Source organism: Blautia sp. HA9023, assembly GCF_056504095.1.
Genome location: NZ_JBWLUR010000008.1, coordinates 369,905 through 389,317, shown reverse-complemented (window position 1 = coordinate 389,317; position 19,413 = coordinate 369,905). Strand labels below are relative to the sequence as shown.

Genomic DNA, 19,413 nt, shown 5'->3' with positions numbered 1-19,413 from the left:
CTTATTGGCTGACACCAGTCTTTCATTTGTACTTTCTGTTAATAATATTCTCTTCTGTTTCCAGATCACGGAACTTCCGGGTCTGTCGGATCAAAACTTCCATTGCCACGGAATGTAGCCAGTGGTCTGCGGCCTAACGGTCCCTTGAAGGACTCAGTATTGCTGTATTTACCACTGCTGTAAATATGGATCGTTGCTCCATTGCAGTTCTCATATACCCATTTTGCATCCGCTACACAGGTACGGATACATCCGTGAGATGCCGGATTACCAAGTTTCAGGTATTCCCATGACGGAAGGTTGTATACGCTTTTTGTGGAACCGGCTACAGAGTGAATGAAAATTCCTCCCTGTCCGCAGCCATCAACATGTGTTCCATACTGTCCCCAGGATGGTCCCATCAGAGGCTGCCATCTTAAGCTGCGGGACAGTCTGTATGTACCATCCCATGTAGGTGTTTCAGGAAGACCTACAGAAACACGGATCGTCTTAACCGGAATCGTTTTATTGGAACTTGTATAAACAGTCATAACACCATTGGTCTTATCCACTTCCAGATAATATGGTCCTCTGTAGATGGAAGTAAGGTCATTGCGGCGGAATCCGTTCTTATCAAAGTAATACAGTTTACCGTCAATCCAGCGTCTTGTATTGGTCAGATATTTGGAACCACTGTCCGGATCGATATATCTTACCTGATCATAATAGTCACTGTAGATCACCCAGCCTGTTGAAAAACGTCCCTGGCTGTCCAGATAACCGTTTACAGAACCTCGTTTTATGTTTTTATTGGTTACAACTGTGTAATTCTGCAGATAATACCAGTATTTACCTACTTTCTTCCAGCCGCTTTTTTTCAGGACACCATTGGAAGCTGCATAATACCACCGATTCTGATAACGAATCAGAGTGTTCTTATACATCCAGCCTCTGTGTGTACTGGAATTGGACGTAGCAAAGAAGTAATAGTTATTACCGATCTTTGTTTTACCACTTGCAAGCTTTCCCTTGCTGTTAAAATAATAACTTCTTCCGGAGCTCTTTACTGTCAGCATTTTATTCTGATAGTGATTTCCGTTGCTGTCAAAGTAAAACCATCCATAAAACTGCTTCTTTGCGTTGAGAACTTTCTGCCAGCCTTTTTTCTCAACAACTTTTCCCGGGGTGCTTCCAAAATAATAGATTCTGTTTGATGCTCCCGCACAGTTACGCCAGCAATTTGTCCATGTAGCTCTTCTTCCGTTGCCGCCAAAATAATATCTGGCGCCTTTATATCTGACAAGTTTATTTTTCAATACACGACCATGGCTGTCTGTGACATAATAGGCATTGTCCTGATTCTTAGCCTTCGCCATTGTACTCTTCATTACATAGCCACTGGAATTCAGCATGTACAGATATTTCTTGGACATTACCATAGATACATAAACACCATGTTTCATGATCTGTCCACGTGTAGCTGTCTTCGGGCTGCAGTAAATGAAACGTTTCTCACCTTTACTGTTCACCACATAAGTCCATCCACCATAGAAAAGTTTTCCAGGAATATCGCCTTCCTTGGAAGCCGGCTGAAAATAATATTCATAGGTAGTAGAACCTGCTTTCAGCTTTATTGTACCTTTACGTGGTGCGCCATTACTTGCCAGTGTATAGTAATCATTTCCGATCTTTTTGATCTTTCCATAGAGATTCAGATCAGTTACAGATTTATAGCTTCCCTCTGCATCATAAAAACGGAAAGTTTTTCCTGTCCACAGCCAGTAGTTCTTCTGCTGCTGACCAAGGTTGGAAGTCCATGGGGTGATCGTAGCATTCTCATATCCGGAATACAGAGTTGCTTTATCCTTTTCGAGGAAATACCATTCCACCTTCTGTGTTCCTGCATATCCCGGTGTTCCAGGTTCCCGTGACATTCTTCCTGTCACCAGATATCCATCCTCATTAAACAGATAATATCCTGTATGACCATTGGTCTTGATTTTCAGAAGACCATCCTGTGCTGTAAAATAGCTATATTTAGCAGTTGTTCCTGCGGCATCTTCTGTACTGGAGGCTTCTGCTGCGTCTTCATTCTCCAGGTCCAGATCACCGGAAGCGCTGTCTGTGTTCTCATCTGCTGATGCAGGTTCTGCCACTTCTGTTTCTGTATTCTGAGCCTCATCCTGCTGTTCTGTACTCTGCGTATCTGCTGTATCTTCAGATACCTCCGGTGTTTCGACAGTATCTGCTGTATCTTCAGTTATCTCTCCTGCATTATCCCCGGAATCACTGCTGTCTGTCTGGATTTCAGATGGATTCTCAGCTGCCTTTGCCTCGGATGCAGTGCTCTCCGGTGCTGTCTTCTTACGGAGTTTATAGAAATCCCCCTCTCTGACCCAGTCGTTTTCCTTGGCAACGACTACACCGTTTACGATCTCTGCTCCGGTTGCAGTTGCAGATGCCGCATCTGCACTACCTGCATCCACTGTATTTTTCTGCGCATCCGCACTGTTCACAGATGGATCTTCCAGCTCAGCCACATCTCCCGCATTAAAGTCATCTGCCGGATCTTCCGCCGGTGCTTCAGTAACATCCGGTGTCTCGGTAATATCCGGTGTCTCAGTAATGTCCGGTGTCTCGGTGATATCCGGTGTCTCAGTCGGATTCTCCGGCACTACCACTTCATCTGTACTGTCGTTGTCTTCATCCGTCTGCGATTGCTGCTCATCTCCGACTTCATCACTGAAGCTGTCTTCTGAGCCAGTGCCTGCCTCTGCTGTCTGCACATCCGGGCTGCTCAAAGCCGTCGCTCCGGCTTCCAGAGTACCACCCATGCACAGTGTAAGGCTGAGCATGATTGCCACAACTCTTCTCTTCATAATAATCCCTCCTGCTCATGCTGCTGTGTTAATGAATTAATATATTTGTACGGTATCACTCGCCCAATCCACTTTCGATAAGTGATGCAAGCGCATCTATTGCCGCCTGTTCATCCTCACCATCGCAGATCAGTGTGATCTCATCTCCGCTTTTTACACAGGCCCCCAGTACACTTAATACGCTTTTGGCATTTGCTGTGCCTCCATCGTACTGAAATGTAACAGAAGATTTATATTTGATCGCTTCGCCACATAAAAGTCCTGCGGGACGGAGATGAAGCCCTGACGGGTTCCTGACCGTTACCTTATAACTTAACATTCCTATGTCTCCCTTACATGCTTTTACTCATATGTTACTGGCTGTTTCCACTGTCAACATTAGAAACTTTGGAAATTTTGATCTCAGCAGTCACATCCTCCAGAAGCTTATAACCATCCGGAAGACTGATCTTGATCGGCACTTCATAGCTGCCTTCTTCCCAGTCATCCATGGAAAGAGTCGCACTTATCGATTTCAGATTAAAGCCCGAGAGATCGCCATCCTCTGCCTGTACTTTTAATTCTACATCCGCAACCTCAAACGCCAGCTGCAGATTATCAGGCAGGCCTTTTACCTTAATATCCTCCGTCGGGAAATTGTATATTTTACTGCCTTCAGGCAGGATATTAACCGTAATCCAAAGATCCGTACTGGATCCTGTTGTCAGCTTCAGACCATCCGGAAGAAGCTCTGCAAGATTTACTTTCTTCTCCACATCATTGCTCTTACCTGAAATATCTACATTCTCGTTATCAAGATATATGGTATTTCCCTGAAGTTTCAAACTGTTCAATGCTTCCTCACTGCCGGCAACACTGAACGTTTCCGGCACTGTTGTAACACTGTCTACAACGTAGCCTTCCGCCGGTTCTCCAGTGTATCCTGCACTGATACGTATATCGGAACGTACTTTCCAGAGTTTTGCCGTAACATTTACTTTTCCGTTATTATCAAACTTCAGATAACTCATGGAATTCGATGAAAGGGTATCCTGATTCTTGTCGGTGATCGTCAGTTCCGCTCCGGTGATCGTTGTGTCCTGATCGATCCCGTCAATCTTGGAACTTACGTCCACACTCACACTGTCTATTTTACCAACCAGTGATTCCGGCCCTGTAACTCTGACTTTCTCCGGATTGGCAGTAAGTGATGCAATCTCCAGGCCCTGTGCCGGCTTACTGTCACCGCAGCTTACATTAATGGCAAATTCTTTGGTAACCTTTTTCTCAAGGTGTACGCTGAGATTCTGCGGAGATACCCGGATATTCTCCGGAAGTACTCCTGCACAGGTGGCCGTAATTGGAATCATGACCGGATCCGTGTCTGTAGACTGCGCCTGCTGCAGATCTGCTACTGCCTTAATATCACTTGAGGTGAGACGGTTGACTGTCTTCCGCTCACCTGTAATATAAACACGCACTGTATTTTCACTGTCATCCTGCATGACCATCTGTCCAAGCTGATCCACATAAGCCTCATTAATGATCTGCACATCGGAGATCACAAACCCCTTTGTAATGATAGGATCGTCAACATTTACCACGATCAGCCATACCAGAATACCTACGATCACGGACATGATCTTTAAAGGGATGTTCTTAGTCAGATTTTTCTTCATGTTTCACTCTCCCTTTCAGCAGATTTCTCAGTTTGCTGTTGTCAACTACCTTTTTATTCTGTGCTGCTACAAGTATTTCCCGAAGCTGCTTGCTGTTAAGGCCTCTGGAAAGTTCTCCTCCCTGAGCAACCGATACCTGCCCCGTTTCCTCGGAAACAATGATGGTAACAGAATCCGTCGCTTCACTGATTCCCACGCCTGCACGATGTCTGGTTCCCAGCTGTTTGCTCAGTTCCATATTATCAGAAAGCGGAAGATAACAGGTTGCCGCAACGACTCGATTGCCACGCACGATCACTGCTCCGTCATGGAGCGGTGTATTATGCTCAAAAATATTGATCAGGAGCTGACTGGTGAGAATTCCGTCAATATTAATACCGGTACGTATATACTCATCCAGACGGATTTCTTCTTCGATAACGATCAGTGCACCGGTTTTAACCTCACCCATATCAAAACATGCCTTAACCAGTTCATTGATCGTCTTGTCGTTAAAGCGTTCCTTGACTTCCTTTCCACTGTCAAATGGAATGATGGTTGATACGATTTTTTTCTGTCCCAGCTGTTCCAGCGCTCTTCTCAATTCCGGCTGAAAAATTACGATCACACCGATCACCAGCACATTGGCCAGATTGCGGAAGATCCACAGGATCGTATTCATCTTGAATATATAAGCGATCAGAATGAAACCGAGAACTACCAGAATACCCTTCAGCAATGTATATGCTCTTGTAAATTTGATCCAGGCCATAAACTGATATACAAAGAAAGAAATCAGTCCAATCTCAATAATATCAATAACCCCAAGTCCCGGGAGGGAAATCTTCCCCAGATATCCGGTCAGAACTGTCAGTATATTCTGCATAAGTCTCCTCCTTTCTTTCCGCTCATCCTGAGTAAAATACCATCAGCAAAAATATGTCAAGCGGATATTCGCGATCCGCTTCGCTACGTAGCTCTACACCAAATAACTGCTCCGCAGTTTGGTTAAATCAAAGATCTTTCAATGATTCTTCCAGCTGTTTTTCAAAGTCAATCTCATCAATTTTCTGTGGTGTCTCATTCACCGGACTTCCAAAATCCGGTTTCTGTGTAACAGGTGTTTCTTTTCTTTCCGGAAAATTTTCTTCACGGAAAACTACTTTATCTTCTTTCTTTTTTTCTTCACGTACAGGTTCCGCATTGATCTTTTTGATACTTCTCTCTGAAGTTGCCACTGATGCTTTCGGAACCGCTTTTACATAGTAGTAATATTCATCATCTTCATACTCCAACCGTTCTGTCCTGCTGTAATCTCCGCCATAGACAAGGAATTCCAGTACAAACCCGATCAGAACTGAAACTACTGTAGATATGATCATCGGAACCATTGATACCGTCACATCCAGGCAAAAATCTCCCGCAAGAATAACCAGAATATAGGCCACACCACCTGCAATGATCGCAATTCTCCACGCGTAGTCAAAAGAGCGTGTTCTGAGAAGATTCACCAGTAATACAACAACCACAAAAGCAATCACTGTGATCCACATAGCCCAGTTCTGGACCAGTCCGTCCGAAAGCAGTTTCAGCTTCTCGGCAATTTCTGTTCCCTGATCGCTGAGTGCCGCGGACTGTGCATGTACAAAACGGATAAAATAATAGATCACCACACCACATCCTGCCGGAAGTGCTGAAACCGCACTGCCAAGTAAACCTGCTCCCAGTGGAAGGAGTGTAGGAACACTGAATCCAAAAGAAAGAGGTGTCAGGATCAATGTAAGATTCTGAGATCCGCTGAACCGAAGAAACAGGATCATCATAAACAGGATCAGTACCAGCATAAATCCGGCCACTTCCGGTCCCACCGCATAACAATGACCGATCATCATGGCAAATCCGATGAACATCATCACGGATACAGGTAAAATAGCACACACCAGTGCCAGTACAAGAATTACAAATATATTATCCAGCTGCTTCATATATCCCATATTACTGTTGATCCAGAGGAAATAGACAAATGCCAGAGCGAACTTCAGAACCGGCAGTATATATACTTCATATTCTCCATAAAACCTCTTGATATTCTGTTTAATCTCAAGTAAAGCTGTCATTTTCTATGTCCTCCCGATTTTCTCCGGACCGGTGTTCTCTTTTCTCCCCGTCCGTAGATTTTTTCCAGTCTGGTAAGATCCTGATAATATTCCTTCACACTCTTCTTGGCGCGGTGATATTTCACAGAATACTGAATATAAGTCAGCACAGAATACACGATCAGCATGCCCAGATATCCGACTATGATATAAATCCCCACTGCGACCAGGTTGATCTTATTCACATTATCCATAAGATATTCACTGAAATACGCAGCAATTCCGGCAAGCAGAAGCACATAGCCAATGGTTACCAGAAAGAAATTTTTGATCAGTGCAAGGCCGATATAATCGCTCCGGTAATATCTGCTCACCGGAAGATATTTCCTGCCTTCTCCATGTTCATACATGGCAAGGCGGTTCATGACCTTCACCTTTTCTTCATTTACCATAAATAACTCCTCATAAGCTTTCTTATCAGGAAACTCCTGATATATAGTTCGTATTTCGCACTTTATGCAGCTATACTGTTTAACTGCAATCAAATTTATTGTAGCATAGTTCCCTACCTATGAAAAGTGTTTTTTCAGGGCTTTCACGCCCTTCCGGCGCATACTGTAAGGAAATAAACTTCCTTTGCACCTGCCTCCAGAAGGCACTGTGCCATGGCATCCATGGTACTGCCCGTTGTATAGACATCGTCCACCACCAGCACCGATAATCCAGTTATATCTGCAGTTACCTGATATGCATTTTTAAGATTTTGCCGCCGTTTTGCGGCATTGAGTTTCTTTTGCGATCTTGTATTTCGTACTTTTCGTACCACATCCTCCCTCCAGGGTATCCCGCAGAAACCACTGAGCCGTTCTGCCAGATACGCTGCCTGGTTAAATCCTCTGTTTCTTTTCTTTCTGGGGTGGAGCGGAACAGGAACGATAAGCTGCGGTCTCCAGCGTTCCAGATATTTCTTTCCATAAATACTCATGGCTTTTGCGTAGAAATCTCCGTATTCCCGACACCCGTAATATTTGAACCGTACCAGAGACTGCCGCCACATCTCTCCGTATGAAAATATACTTCTGCCTTCCGAAAAATAATGCTGTTCCCTACGGCAGTCCTGACAATATTCCTCTTCTGTTTTTACGGGACGGCCACACTTTTTGCACAATGGTTCCACATTTGGCCGGATCTTTCCGGCGCACCCGGAACAGATCAGGCTGTTCTTCTGTTTCAGGATCTGATGACACATGGGACATTTTTTCGGATAGAGCATATTCAGAAAAATTTCAGCTGTTTTTTTCAAGAAAGTCCTTTCTCCCCGATAGCACTCTCCTTATAGTACAGCCAAGCGGATATTCGCTGTACTAGTAGCTATACTAGTTGATCTCAGCTTCATCCAGTTCCCGTATTCTCCTGTCCAGTGAACTGTATCTCTGCTGCTGTTTCTCATTACGGATCATTTCCGCAAAGGTATTTTCACTTCCTACTACTGTGACACATTTACGTGCCCTTGTCACAGCTGTATACAAAAGATTTCGGTTCATCAGCATTCTTGGACCTGAAAGAATCGGTAAAATAACCGCAGGATATTCCGAGCCCTGTGATTTATGTATGGTCACTGCATAGGCAAGTTCCAGTTCTTCCAGCTGTTTAAAGGAGTATTGCGCCTGACGTCCATCCTCAAATTCCACTGTAGCGGTCTCCGCAAATTCATTGATCTCCGTCATGATACCTGTATCGCCGTTAAATACCCCGACTCCTTTATCTACCGGAATCTTATATCTTCCGAGGATTTCCCACTCCAGCTGATAATTGTTTTTCACCTGCATCACCTTATCTCCCTCACGGAAAAGGCGCTGCCCGATTTCTTTTTCTTTTTTCTTCTCATCTGGCGGATTCAGATAGCGCTGAAGGATCTGATTCAGTCTTTCCACGCCAAGAAGCCCCTTACGCATGGGAGTCAAAACCTGGATTTCATAAGGCTTCGCATCAACATAACGTGGAAGTTTCTCCTGGATCAGCGCGATCACAACCCGAATGATGATATCTGCATCGTATCTCTTCAGGAAAAAGAAATCCCGGCTTTTATTGTTGATCGTAACCTGTTCTCCGCGGTTGATCTTATGTGCATTTACTACAATATCACTCTCGGAAGCCTGCCGGAAGATCTTCTTCAGCTCCACTACTGAAAAACAGCCACTGCGGATAATATCCCTCAGAACATTTCCTGGTCCTACACTTGGAAGTTGGTTTTCATCTCCCACCAGGATCAGTCTGGTTCCTGCAGTTATCGCCAGAAGAAGAGAATGCATCAGCGCAATATCTACCATAGACATCTCATCAATAATGATCACATCTGCTTCCAGAGGATTTTCGAAATTTCTGTCAAAATGAACAGCTCTGCCTTCCTGCTCTCCCTCCGGCATACCATTCAGTTCCAGAAGACGATGGATCGTCTGTGCTTCATATCCGGTAGCTTCTGTCATTCTCTTGGCAGCACGGCCCGTAGGAGCTGCAAGGCGAAGTTCTGCTCCTTCTTCCTCAAAATAGCGGATAATTGCGTTAATGGTAGTTGTTTTTCCTGTTCCCGGGCCTCCCGTCAGAATAAACAGGCCGTGCTGGGCAGCAGATATCACTGCCTGTTTCTGCATTTCATCCAGCTTGGTTCCTGTCTCTTTCTCAATTCTTTCAATCCTTTTCTGGATCATGTATTCATCCTCAGGGCAGAGAATATTCAATTCACACAGCATCCTTGCAGAATCCAGTTCCAGGTTATAATAACGTTTGGGATAAACGACAGTTCCCTCTTCCGTTTCCTTAAGGATCAGTTTCCGTTCCACGACCATATCCATCAGGTGCTTCTCCATATAAGAAACATCTACTCCCAGAAGCCTGGACGCTCTGGAAAAAAGCTCTTCCTTTGGAAGATAAATGTGGCCCTCCCCAGAAGCCTGTAGGAGAGTATACAACATTCCGCTCCGTATTCTGTAATCTGAATCTGTATGGATTCCGATCCTGGATGCGATATCATCTGCGATCCGAAATCCCACACCGCTGATATCTTCTGCCAGACGGTATGGATTCTCCTGAAGGACACCATATACCGACTGTCCGTATTTCTGGTATATCTTCGCTCCCAGATTCAAAGAGATCCCATATTTCTGCAAAAAGATCATGGCACGGCGCATATCCGCCTTTTCTGTCATCTGTTCCGCAATCTCCATGGCTTTCTTTTCGCTGATACCTTTGATCTCTGCCAGCCGTTCCGGTTCTTCTTCCACGATCCGCATAGTATCATCCCCAAACCGCCGGACGATTCTTGCCGCCAATGCGGCACCGATACCTTTGATCGCACCGGAACCCAGATAACGCTCCACCGCAAGTGCATCTTCCGGCATTTTTTCCACATAGGAGGATATCTGAAACTGTTTTCCGTATACCGGATGTGTTGTATAATTTCCGGAAGCTTCAATTGACACGCCCTGTGTGATCGCAGGAAATGTGCCTACACAGGTCAGCTCCTGTCCCTCTTCCATTCCTTTCAGTACCATAACGGTATACCCATTATCTTCATTTCGGAATATCACATGATCTATATATCCTGTAACTGTCTCACTCATCTTCTTCTCCATCTGCATCGCGGTTCAAATGCTTAACGCATCAAAGATACCCCTGCGAGTATGATGCATTAATTATCGGAACACTGTAATAACATCAAAAGGCACTGCTGTCGCAGCGCCTTATCTGGTGTAAATTTATACTCTTGACATGATCTCCGCATATTTCCCTGTTCCGGCAGCTACAACCAGCATGGCATCCTGCACAGTCAGCGTACTTACTCCTGTTTTCTGCTCGATCAGCGTATCCATGCCATGAAGCATGGCACCTCCACCTGTCAGGACAATTCCTCTGTCCATGATATCTGCTGCCAGTTCCGGTGGTGTCTTTTCGAGAACACCATGAACCGCTTCCACGATCTGTCCTGTTGTCTCTCTCAACGCTGTCCTGATCTCTTCTGACGTCAGCGTTGCCACCTTCGGCAGACCTGTGATAATGTTTCTTCCCTTCACTTCCATAGTCCGGAGGTCTGCTTCTTCACTGGCTGTTCCAATTTTGATCTTGATATTTTCTGCTGCATCCTCTCCGATAAAGAGGCTGTGTTTCTCTCTTACATAATTCATGATCGCATGGTTAAAATTGTCACCTGCAACTTTCACCGAAGCAGAAACAACTACTCCGCCTACAGATATCACAGCCACATCTGTAGTTCCCGCACCGATATCCACGATCAGATTTCCAAACGGCTTGGTAATATCTACTCCCGCACCGATCGCAGCCGCAATAGGTTCTTCCACGAGAAATACTTCCCTGGCTCCGGACTGATATGCTGCTTCCTCCATAGCCTTACGCTCAATCTCTGTAATACCACTCGGAACACTGATGCTGACTCTCGGCTTACGGAACGCTCTTCGTCCCATAGCCTGGGAAATAAAATATTTCAGCATCTTCTCCATAACATTGTAATCAACGATCACACCGCCACGGATCGGCCATATGACTTCCATATTGGAAGTTAAATGGCTGGCCATCTGTCTGGCCTCCTCTCCGATTGCCCTGATCTTCTCTGTATCTTTATCATAAATAACTACAGAAGGCTCTCTTAAAACGATTCCCCTTCCTGTAGAAAACACCAGACTGTTTCTGGTTCCCAGATCGATTCCGATATCTTTTGCCGGCATAAATCCTCCCGCCTGCGTCTGCAAAATTCCCGTGCAGACACATTTCTGACTTGTTCTGTTCTATCTTTCATCCGGCAAAACCTGATCTATCTGCGTCTGCCGGACAGTTCCCGCACTTCATTATATACAAAACCTTCGGAATTGAAAAGGACTTTTACCCGTTATTTCTGTTCCAGATATTTTTTTACGTATTTACCGGTGTAGGAGACCGGGCTTGCAGCGATCTCTTCCGGTGTACCCTGCGCTATGACTGTTCCGCCACGGTCACCGCCTTCCGGGCCAATATCAATGATATAATCTGCTGTCTTGATCACATCCAGATTATGCTCAATGACCACAACTGTATTTCCTCCTTCGGAAAGACGGCGCAAAATCTCGATCAGCTTGTGCACATCCGCAAAATGAAGGCCTGTCGTGGGTTCATCCAGAATATATATGGTCTTCCCGGTGCTTCGTTTACTGAGTTCCGTGGCAAGCTTGATACGCTGAGCCTCTCCTCCCGAAAGGGTTGTAGACGGCTGTCCCAGGCGGATATAGGAAAGTCCCACATCATAAAGGGTCTCGATCTTTCTCCGGATTGACGGCACATTTTCAAAGAATGTCAGTGCCTCTTCCACCGTCATATTCAGTACATCATAAATGCTCTTGCCTTTATACTTCACTTCCAGTGTTTCCCTGTTGTAGCGTTTTCCTTTACAAACCTCACATGGCACATATACATCCGGAAGGAAATGCATCTCGATCTTGATGATTCCATCGCCGCTGCAGGCTTCGCAGCGACCGCCTTTCACATTAAAACTGAAGCGCCCCTTCTTATATCCCTTCGCCTTGGCATCTGCAGTTGCTGCGAACAGATCACGGATCTGGTCAAAAACACCGGTATAAGTTGCCGGATTGGAACGGGGCGTTCTTCCGATCGGAGACTGATCAATATCGATCACCTTGTCCAGCTGATCAATCCCGAGAATATCATCATGTTTACCAGGAATTATCCTGGCACGGTTCAGATCCCTTGCCAGTCTCTTATAAAGGATCTCATTGATCAGTGAACTCTTACCGGAGCCGGAAACTCCTGTGACACAGGTCATGACACCCAGCGGAATATCCACATCGATATGCTTCAGATTATTCTCTGCCGCACCTTTTATATGAAGGAAACCTGTTGGCTCTTTACGTACTTCCGGCACCGGAATCTTAAGTCTTCCACTTAAATAAGCTCCTGTTACCGATTGCTCGTTCTTCATCAGATCCTCAGCTGTACCCATGGCAACCAGCTGTCCGCCATGTTCACCGGCACCGGGACCGATATCGATTACACAATCCGCCGCGCGCATGGTATCCTCATCATGTTCGACCACGATCAGGCTGTTGCCAAGATCGCGAAGGCGCATCAGCGCTCCCAGAAGCTTGTCATTATCCCGCTGATGGAGACCGATACTTGGCTCGTCCAAAATATAGGCAACTCCAACAAGGCCGGAACCGATCTGTGTGGCAAGACGGATCCTCTGTGCCTCCCCGCCGGAAAGAGTTCCGGTAGCTCTTCCAAGGGAAAGATACTCCAGACCAACTTCCGCAAGAAATCCCACTCTGGCACGGATCTCCTTCAGGATCTGCTTACCGATCAGTTCCTGCTGCTCGGAAAGCTTCAGGTCACGAAGAAATCCCTGTAATCTCTCCACAGGCATGTTCGTCACTTCATAGATATTCTTATCTGCCACAGTCACTGCCAGAGACTCCTTCTTCAGCCTCTGTCCCTTACAGGTGGTACATGGAGTGATCCGCATGAAACTCTCATATTCCTGCTTCATAGTCTCGGAACCGGTCTCCCGGTATCTCTGCTCCACATTGCGGATCAGTCCCGGAAATGCCACATCATAAACACCTTCTCCACGCTGACCCTTGTAATAAACTTTCACGGAGTGACCACCGGTACCGTTGATCAGGATGTCCTGGATTTCCTTAGGATATTCACAGAAAGGGGTATCCAGAGAAAAGTTATATTCTCTCGCCAGTGCATCCAGGATCGCTCTTGAAAAACTGCCCTGTGTGGTACAGGACTGCCAGCCAAGAACCGTGATCGCACCTTCATTGATGCTCAGTTTCTTATCCGGTATCATAAGGTCAATATCGAATTCCATCTTATATCCAAGGCCCAGGCACTTGGGGCAGGCACCAAACGGATTATTAAAAGAAAAACTTCTCGGCTCGATCTCATCAATACTGATACCACAGTCCGGGCAGGAAAAGCTCTGGCTAAAATTCAGAAGCTTTCCGTCCATGGTATCCACTACCAGAAGACCATCAGCCAGCTCCAGCACAGTCTCAATAGAATCCGAAAGACGTTTCTCAATTCCCGGTTTCACGATAAGACGGTCCACAACGATCTCAATGTTATGCTTGATATTCTTATCCAGGCTGATATCCTCGGAAAGCTCATAAAGACTTCCATCGATCTGAACTCTTACATATCCGCTTCTTCTGGCCTGGTCAAGCAGCTTGGCATGTGTTCCCTTACGGCCACGTACCACCGGCGCAAGAAGCTGTATCTTCTGACGCTCCGGAAGCGTCATGATCTGATCTACCATCTGATCCACTGTCTGTTTCCGGATCTCTCTGCCGCACTTCGGACAATGAGGGACTCCCACACGGGCATACAGAAGGCGGAAATAATCATAGATCTCAGTTACCGTTCCCACAGTAGAACGGGGATTCCGGTTCGTTGACTTCTGATCAATGGAAATCGCAGGAGGAAGTCCCTCGATACTCTCCACATCCGGTTTCTCCATCTGTCCAAGAAACTGCCTCGCATAGGAAGAAAGAGATTCCATATAACGTCTCTGACCTTCCGCATAGATCGTATCAAACGCAAGGGATGACTTACCGGATCCACTGAGTCCGGTAAGTACCACGAACTGGTCTCTGGGAATATCCACGCTGAGATTCTTAAGATTATTCTCATTCGCTCCGCGTATTCTGATAAAACGCTTCTTATCGTTCACTTCTGCTGACATGAAAGCCTCCTACTCTGCCCGGCCATACAAAAATCTTCCGGTATTTTCTTCTATAGCAGAATATCTGTCTCTCATTCTGCTGTAAAATTTCTGTTTGTTTTTTACAGTATACAATCAGAACATTCGTTCGTCAAGGTGAAAAAATCGACAAAATCCGCTACAGAAGAAAATCTGCCATCACTCCGTTGCTTACATGGATTCCTCTTCTTGTCAGAAAAATCCTGTCATTTTTCTTCTTCAGCATTCCCAGGGCAAAATGTTTTTTCAGAACCTCTCCGTAAATACTCTCCATATTTTTTCCGAAATATTCCTCAAATTCACGCACAGATACCCCCTCTGTCATACGCAGCCCCAGAAACATAAATTCCGCCATTTCATCCGCCTCCGTAAGTGTTTCCCTGTCACAGCGGATTTTTTCCGGAAACGCACTGTTTCTGAGATATTCTTCCATATTATCCGTATTGGAAAACCGCACATGGTCCACAAGAGAAGAAGCTCCAAGTCCCAGTCCCAGATAATCCGTCCTCTGCCAGTATCCTTTATTATGGCGGCACTCCAGGCCCTTTTTCGCATAATTGGAAATTTCATACTGATGAAATCCGTATTCTCCCAGAATTGCTGCCGTATCTTCATACATGCGGTACTCCGTATCTTCATCCGGAAGATCCAGCTCCCGTTCCCAGAATGGAGTTCCTTCCTCCACGATCAGGCTGTATGCGGAAATATGCTCCGGTGAAAGCTCTGCCACTGTACGGAGATTTTTTTCCCAGTCTTCATAGGTCTGCTCCGGGATCGCACTCATCAGATCAATATTGATATTGGAAAATCCCGCTTCCCTTGCCATGAAAAAACTCTCCAGAAATTCTTCCCAGGTGTGTATCCTCCCAAGGATCTTCAGTTCACGATTCTGTGGAGACTGCAATCCCAGACTTAACCGGTTCACTCCATGCTTCCGGTATTCCTGAAGTTTTTCTTTATATAAAGTCCCCGGATTTGCTTCGATGGTGATCTCAGCATCCGGGGCCATAAAAAACTTATTTCTGATCTGATCCAGAATTGCTCCCATAAGAGCAGGATCCGGAACGGAAGGTGTTCCTCCGCCAATAAAAACCGTGGTGATCTCTCTGTCCGGAAATTCCGGAACAGCAGCGATTTCCCTTCCAAGAGACTGGAAATATTCCCGTTGCCGTTCTTTTCCCGCCGGACCTGAAAGGAAATCACAGTAATCACATTTTTTCACACAAAAGGGAATATGAACATAGAGTTCCATAGGCTTCTTCGCCTTATTCTTCATCCATGTCTCCTTCCTCTGTACCCGCATAACTGTCAGTTTCGTCATACTGCGAGGTATCTCCATCGCCGGTATCATAACTGCTTTCATCATCTCCGGCATCACTGCCATCATCAGCAACGTCTCCGGTATCGGATGTATCCGTACCATCCCCGGATGTTGAATCTGATCCGGTCTCATCCGTATTATTCCCGCTTCCGTCGGAAGCTGCCGGTGTTGGTGTCACGGCATCTGTTCCCAGTGCCGCTCCGCCGTTTTCAGCCAGATACTCATTTACCATAGTAAGATTACCGTTGGTTGTCACGGCATCCGGATCTACCGTTTTCGGATCTGGTGTTGCGGTCGGCTCCGGTGCCATACTGATCTTGATCACACTTTCATCTTCCGCGTTTTTCTTTTTTGAACCGCATCCGGTAAGCAGGATTCCGGTCATCGCCAGAAGTCCTGCTGCCAGAAACAGTCTTTTTATATTTTTTCCCAAAAAGTCATCTCCTATTTATCATCCAGCTTCAGGACACTCATAAATGCCTTCTGCGGAATTTCCACATTACCAACCTGACGCATACGTTTCTTACCTTCCTTCTGTTTCTCAAGAAGTTTCTTTTTACGGGAAATATCTCCGCCATAACACTTGGCAAGAACGTCTTTACGCATGGCTCTTACTGTCTCTCTGGCAATGACCTTGCTTCCGATAGCTGCCTGGATCGGGATCTCAAAGAGCTGCCTCGGAATCTCATCTTTCAGTTTCTCGCACATCTTCCTGCCACGCTCATAAGCAGTATCCGCATGAACGATAAAGGAAAGGGCATCCACCTCTTCCTTGTTCACAAGGATATCCAGTTTCACAAGCTCACTTCTTTCATAACCATCCAGCTCATAATCCAGGGACGCATATCCTCTGGAACGTGACTTCAGTGCATCAAAGAAATCGTAAATGATCTCATTCAGAGGCAGCCTGTATTTCAGAAGTGCACGGGTTTCTTCCATATATTCCATGCCTTTATACTGGCCACGTCTCTCCTGGCAGAGATCCATGATCGCACCGATAAACTCTGTAGTTACCATAATCTCAGCCTTCACCATCGGCTCTTCCATATATTCGATCTCAGACGGATCCGGAAGATTAGTCGGGTTGGTCAGTTCGATGACCTCGCCGTTGGTTTTGTAAACTTTATAAATAACACTTGGTGCGGTCGTTACAAGATCCAGATTATACTCTCTCTCCAGACGTTCCTGGATGATCTCCAGATGGAGAAGCCCAAGGAACCCACAACGGAAACCAAAGCCAAGAGCAACGGAAGTCTCCGGCTCATAATAAAGAGACGCATCATTAAGCTGAAGTTTCTCCAGGGCATCACGAAGATCGCCGTATTTGGCACCGTCTGCCGGATAAAGTCCGCAGTAAACCATCGGATTTACCTTCTTATATCCCGGAAGTGCCTCCGCACAGGGGTTGTCTGCGTCCGTTACGGTATCACCCACACGGGTATCCCTCACATTCTTGATACTGGCAGTAATATAGCCGACCATACCTGCCGTCAGTTCATCACAGGGAATAAACTGTCCAGCGCCAAAATATCCTACTTCTACGACTTCCGTAGTAAATCCGGTAGCCATCATATGGATCTTCGTGCCCTTTTTTACACGGCCGTCCTTGATCCTGCAAAATACGATAACACCTTTATAAGGATCATAAACAGAGTCAAAGATAAGGGCTTTCAGAGGTGCATCCACATCTCCCTGCGGTGCCGGAACTTTATTTACGATCTGCTCCAGAACCTGTTCCACGTTCAGACCTGTCTTTGCGGAAATCTGCGGTGCATCCTGGGCTTCAATCCCGATCACATCCTCAATCTCATTGATAACACGCTCCGGGTCCGCACTTGGAAGGTCGATCTTATTGATAACCGGAACCACATCCAAATCATGATCCAGCGCCATATATACGTTGGCAAGGGTCTGAGCCTCGATTCCCTGGGCAGCATCTACAACAAGGATCGCGCCGTCACAGGCTGCAAGACTCCTGGAAACTTCATAATTAAAGTCTACATGTCCCGGGGTATCGATCAGGTTAAAAATATATTCATTTCCATCCTTGGCCTTGTATACAATACGGACAGCCTGGGATTTGATGGTGATTCCACGTTCTCTCTCCAGTTCCATATTATCCAGAACCTGGGCCTGCATTTCTCTCTCCGTGAGAAGTCCTGTCATCTCGATGATACGGTCCGCAAGTGTTGATTTTCCGTGGTCAATATGTGCAATGATACAAAAATTTCGAATTTTACTCTGGTCTATCATTCAGGAAATCCTCCTTAAGTTTCTCTTGCATCAGACGGACATTCCTGTTCCGCTCTGCTGCATGCCTGTAAATGTAGTCACTTCACGCTTTTCATTCACAAAGCATATTTTTCCATACTGCTCTTTATCATATCATATTTTAGCCGTTTTTGTCACTGCCTTTCAATACTCTGTTTAAGATATCTGCAAAAGGTTCCATGGCATTTCGGACTTCCTCCACAGTATTGGTCTGTGCACCCGCTTCCAGAAGAAGGGCCCGGGGCTTCAGATGAAGGTTATAACGAAGCCCTGCCAGATAAATTCCCCGGTAAAGCTTTGGATAGTACTGTGCTGCCTGGTATTCCAGCTGAAAAGAAAAAGCCAGATTCTCTTCTATGTAAGGATTGGGCAGATAACTCACCGCTCCCTGGTTGACCGTATAACTCAACCCATTATAAAAAAGCAGCTGCGCTGTTGGTTTCCCGTCTATTTCCGTCACCAGATGACGGTCATCCGGCACGCCGTCTCTGTGGAGATCGATCACCACTTCAACAGAAGGGTTCTCCTCCAGGACCTTTTCTATGGAAGCTCTTGCATAATCATATGCTTTACTCCGGTCCAGCTGCCCGCCCATCATATCAAAAGCGTCTGTCACATGAAGCACCCGATAACCATATGTCTTTTCAAGCAGCTCCGCGAGATGGTCGCCCACTCCAACGATGGTATCTTCCACCTGTCCTTCTCTGGAGTCTGCAAACGTTTCCTGGGAATGGGTGTGATAGATCAGGATCTGTGGCACCTCCGGGTCCTGTTTTATGGAAAGATCTTCTTTCAGGAATCTGGTTCCGCAAATCTGCTGTGCATTCGTCTCCGTATTGGAATCCAGGATAAAAAACTGATTCATCACATAATCAAAATCTGCCAGTTTCGCAGGAGACAGATCGATCTGCGGATGAGGCAGTGCCACGGTTTCCTGAGTTTTTCCGGCTTCTTCGCCAGAGGTCTTCTTTTCTTTTGGAGCCGTTTTTGTCGGAGTGCTCTCTGACGGGGTATCTTCCGGTTTCGTAATTTCCGGCGTTTTCTCTTTTTTCTGACTTGTCTCTTTTTTTATTTCATCTTTCTTTTCCACATTTTCCTTCTGCTTTCCATCAGTTTTCTTGGTTTCGGCACTGTCAGAAGGCTTCTGTACGGACTCCGGCGATTCTTTTTCCTCTGCCTTCTCCGCCTCCGCCAGAAGAAGCGCCTCCTGCTCTTTCCGGTTTTCCGCTTCCACTTCCTCCCCCAGATGCTCTGCATTTTTTTCCTGCAAAAGCATCTCTGTTTCACGGTCCTGCCCGTTTTCCTCCTGCAAAGCTTTCTTTTCCAGAAAGCAATACAGCGGCAGCTGTCTGTAGATCTCACCATGCTTGAAAAAATCCCCCGGCAGTGCAGCCACGACGCACAGAAAGATCAGGCTCAAAACCACACAGAATGCCTTCTGGATATTCGTCACCCACGATCA

14 protein-coding genes are annotated in these 19,413 nt (G+C 46.0%); all 14 read right to left on the bottom strand.

Annotated features, from left to right (window positions below):
* Window positions 1–65 precede the first annotated feature (65 nt).
* On the bottom strand, window positions 66–2,858 hold the full coding sequence (locus tag AC04Q6_RS11850) for a L,D-transpeptidase family protein (protein ID WP_118070993.1): 2,793 nt from the start codon (window positions 2,856–2,858) through the stop codon (window positions 66–68).
* A gap of 55 nt (window positions 2,859–2,913) precedes the next feature.
* Complete coding sequence (locus tag AC04Q6_RS11845) at window positions 2,914–3,177, bottom strand: HPr family phosphocarrier protein (RefSeq protein WP_118062024.1); 264 nt, start codon at window positions 3,175–3,177, stop codon at window positions 2,914–2,916.
* Between the two features lie 34 nt (window positions 3,178–3,211).
* Window positions 3,212–4,516 carry a CdaR family protein gene (locus AC04Q6_RS11840; RefSeq protein WP_021976735.1) on the bottom strand — a complete coding sequence of 435 codons (1,305 nt, stop codon included), beginning with the start codon at window positions 4,514–4,516 and terminating at the stop codon, window positions 3,212–3,214.
* Window positions 4,497–5,381, bottom strand: a complete 885-nt coding sequence (cdaA, locus tag AC04Q6_RS11835; protein ID WP_021976736.1) for a diadenylate cyclase CdaA — start codon at window positions 5,379–5,381, stop codon at window positions 4,497–4,499. Before cdaA ends, AC04Q6_RS11840 begins: the two co-directional genes overlap by 20 nt.
* Window positions 5,382–5,508: 127 nt before the next feature.
* Complete coding sequence (locus tag AC04Q6_RS11830) at window positions 5,509–6,612, bottom strand: hypothetical protein (RefSeq protein WP_118070994.1); 1,104 nt, start codon at window positions 6,610–6,612, stop codon at window positions 5,509–5,511.
* Window positions 6,609–7,043: a hypothetical protein gene (locus tag AC04Q6_RS11825; protein WP_021976738.1), complete on the bottom strand. Its 435-nt coding sequence runs from the start codon at window positions 7,041–7,043 to the stop codon at window positions 6,609–6,611. The genes AC04Q6_RS11830 and AC04Q6_RS11825 overlap by 4 nt, the downstream gene beginning before the upstream one ends.
* A gap of 143 nt (window positions 7,044–7,186) precedes the next feature.
* Complete coding sequence (locus AC04Q6_RS11820; protein WP_021976739.1) at window positions 7,187–7,894, bottom strand: ComF family protein; 708 nt, start codon at window positions 7,892–7,894, stop codon at window positions 7,187–7,189.
* Between the two features lie 73 nt (window positions 7,895–7,967).
* Complete coding sequence (gene recD2 / locus AC04Q6_RS11815) at window positions 7,968–10,211, bottom strand: SF1B family DNA helicase RecD2 (protein WP_021976740.1); 2,244 nt, start codon at window positions 10,209–10,211, stop codon at window positions 7,968–7,970.
* A 135-nt stretch (window positions 10,212–10,346) separates the two neighbouring features.
* Window positions 10,347–11,330 carry a rod shape-determining protein gene (gene mreB / locus AC04Q6_RS11810; protein WP_021976741.1) on the bottom strand — a complete coding sequence of 328 codons (984 nt, stop codon included), beginning with the start codon at window positions 11,328–11,330 and terminating at the stop codon, window positions 10,347–10,349.
* A gap of 161 nt (window positions 11,331–11,491) precedes the next feature.
* Window positions 11,492–14,341: an excinuclease ABC subunit UvrA gene (gene uvrA, locus AC04Q6_RS11805; RefSeq protein ID WP_118062026.1), complete on the bottom strand. Its 2,850-nt coding sequence runs from the start codon at window positions 14,339–14,341 to the stop codon at window positions 11,492–11,494.
* Between the two features lie 157 nt (window positions 14,342–14,498).
* The gene (gene hemW, locus AC04Q6_RS11800) at window positions 14,499–15,635 is read right to left on the bottom strand and encodes a radical SAM family heme chaperone HemW (RefSeq protein ID WP_021976743.1); all 1,137 of its coding nucleotides are present in this window, start codon (window positions 15,633–15,635) and stop codon (window positions 14,499–14,501) included.
* The gene (locus AC04Q6_RS11795) at window positions 15,625–16,113 is read right to left on the bottom strand and encodes a hypothetical protein (RefSeq protein WP_118070995.1); all 489 of its coding nucleotides are present in this window, start codon (window positions 16,111–16,113) and stop codon (window positions 15,625–15,627) included. The genes hemW and AC04Q6_RS11795 overlap by 11 nt, the downstream gene beginning before the upstream one ends.
* Before the next feature lie 11 nt (window positions 16,114–16,124).
* Entirely contained in the window at window positions 16,125–17,933 is a 1,809-nt protein-coding gene (gene lepA, locus AC04Q6_RS11790) for a translation elongation factor 4 (RefSeq protein ID WP_118070996.1), read from the bottom strand.
* Between the two features lie 139 nt (window positions 17,934–18,072).
* On the bottom strand, window positions 18,073–19,404 hold the full coding sequence (locus AC04Q6_RS11785) for a stage II sporulation protein P (RefSeq protein WP_242996920.1): 1,332 nt from the start codon (window positions 19,402–19,404) through the stop codon (window positions 18,073–18,075).
* Window positions 19,405–19,413: the final 9 nt, after the last annotated feature.

What these genes read in the sequence shown, in the direction of transcription:
- AC04Q6_RS11850 (WP_118070993.1), bottom strand. Translation starts at nt 2,858, where the DNA reads ATGAAGAGAAGAGTTGTGGCAATCATGCTCAGCCTTACACTGTGCATG.
- AC04Q6_RS11845 (WP_118062024.1), bottom strand. Translation starts at nt 3,177, where the DNA reads ATGTTAAGTTATAAGGTAACGGTCAGGAACCCGTCAGGGCTTCATCTC.
- AC04Q6_RS11840 (WP_021976735.1), bottom strand. Translation starts at nt 4,516, where the DNA reads ATGAAGAAAAATCTGACTAAGAACATCCCTTTAAAGATCATGTCCGTG.
- cdaA (WP_021976736.1), bottom strand. Translation starts at nt 5,381, where the DNA reads ATGCAGAATATACTGACAGTTCTGACCGGATATCTGGGGAAGATTTCC.
- AC04Q6_RS11830 (WP_118070994.1), bottom strand. Translation starts at nt 6,612, where the DNA reads ATGACAGCTTTACTTGAGATTAAACAGAATATCAAGAGGTTTTATGGA.
- AC04Q6_RS11825 (WP_021976738.1), bottom strand. Translation starts at nt 7,043, where the DNA reads ATGGTAAATGAAGAAAAGGTGAAGGTCATGAACCGCCTTGCCATGTAT.
- recD2 (WP_021976740.1), bottom strand. Translation starts at nt 10,211, where the DNA reads ATGAGTGAGACAGTTACAGGATATATAGATCATGTGATATTCCGAAAT.
- mreB (WP_021976741.1), bottom strand. Translation starts at nt 11,330, where the DNA reads ATGCCGGCAAAAGATATCGGAATCGATCTGGGAACCAGAAACAGTCTG.
- uvrA (WP_118062026.1), bottom strand. Translation starts at nt 14,341, where the DNA reads ATGTCAGCAGAAGTGAACGATAAGAAGCGTTTTATCAGAATACGCGGA.
- hemW (WP_021976743.1), bottom strand. Translation starts at nt 15,635, where the DNA reads ATGAAGAATAAGGCGAAGAAGCCTATGGAACTCTATGTTCATATTCCC.
- lepA (WP_118070996.1), bottom strand. Translation starts at nt 17,933, where the DNA reads ATGATAGACCAGAGTAAAATTCGAAATTTTTGTATCATTGCACATATT.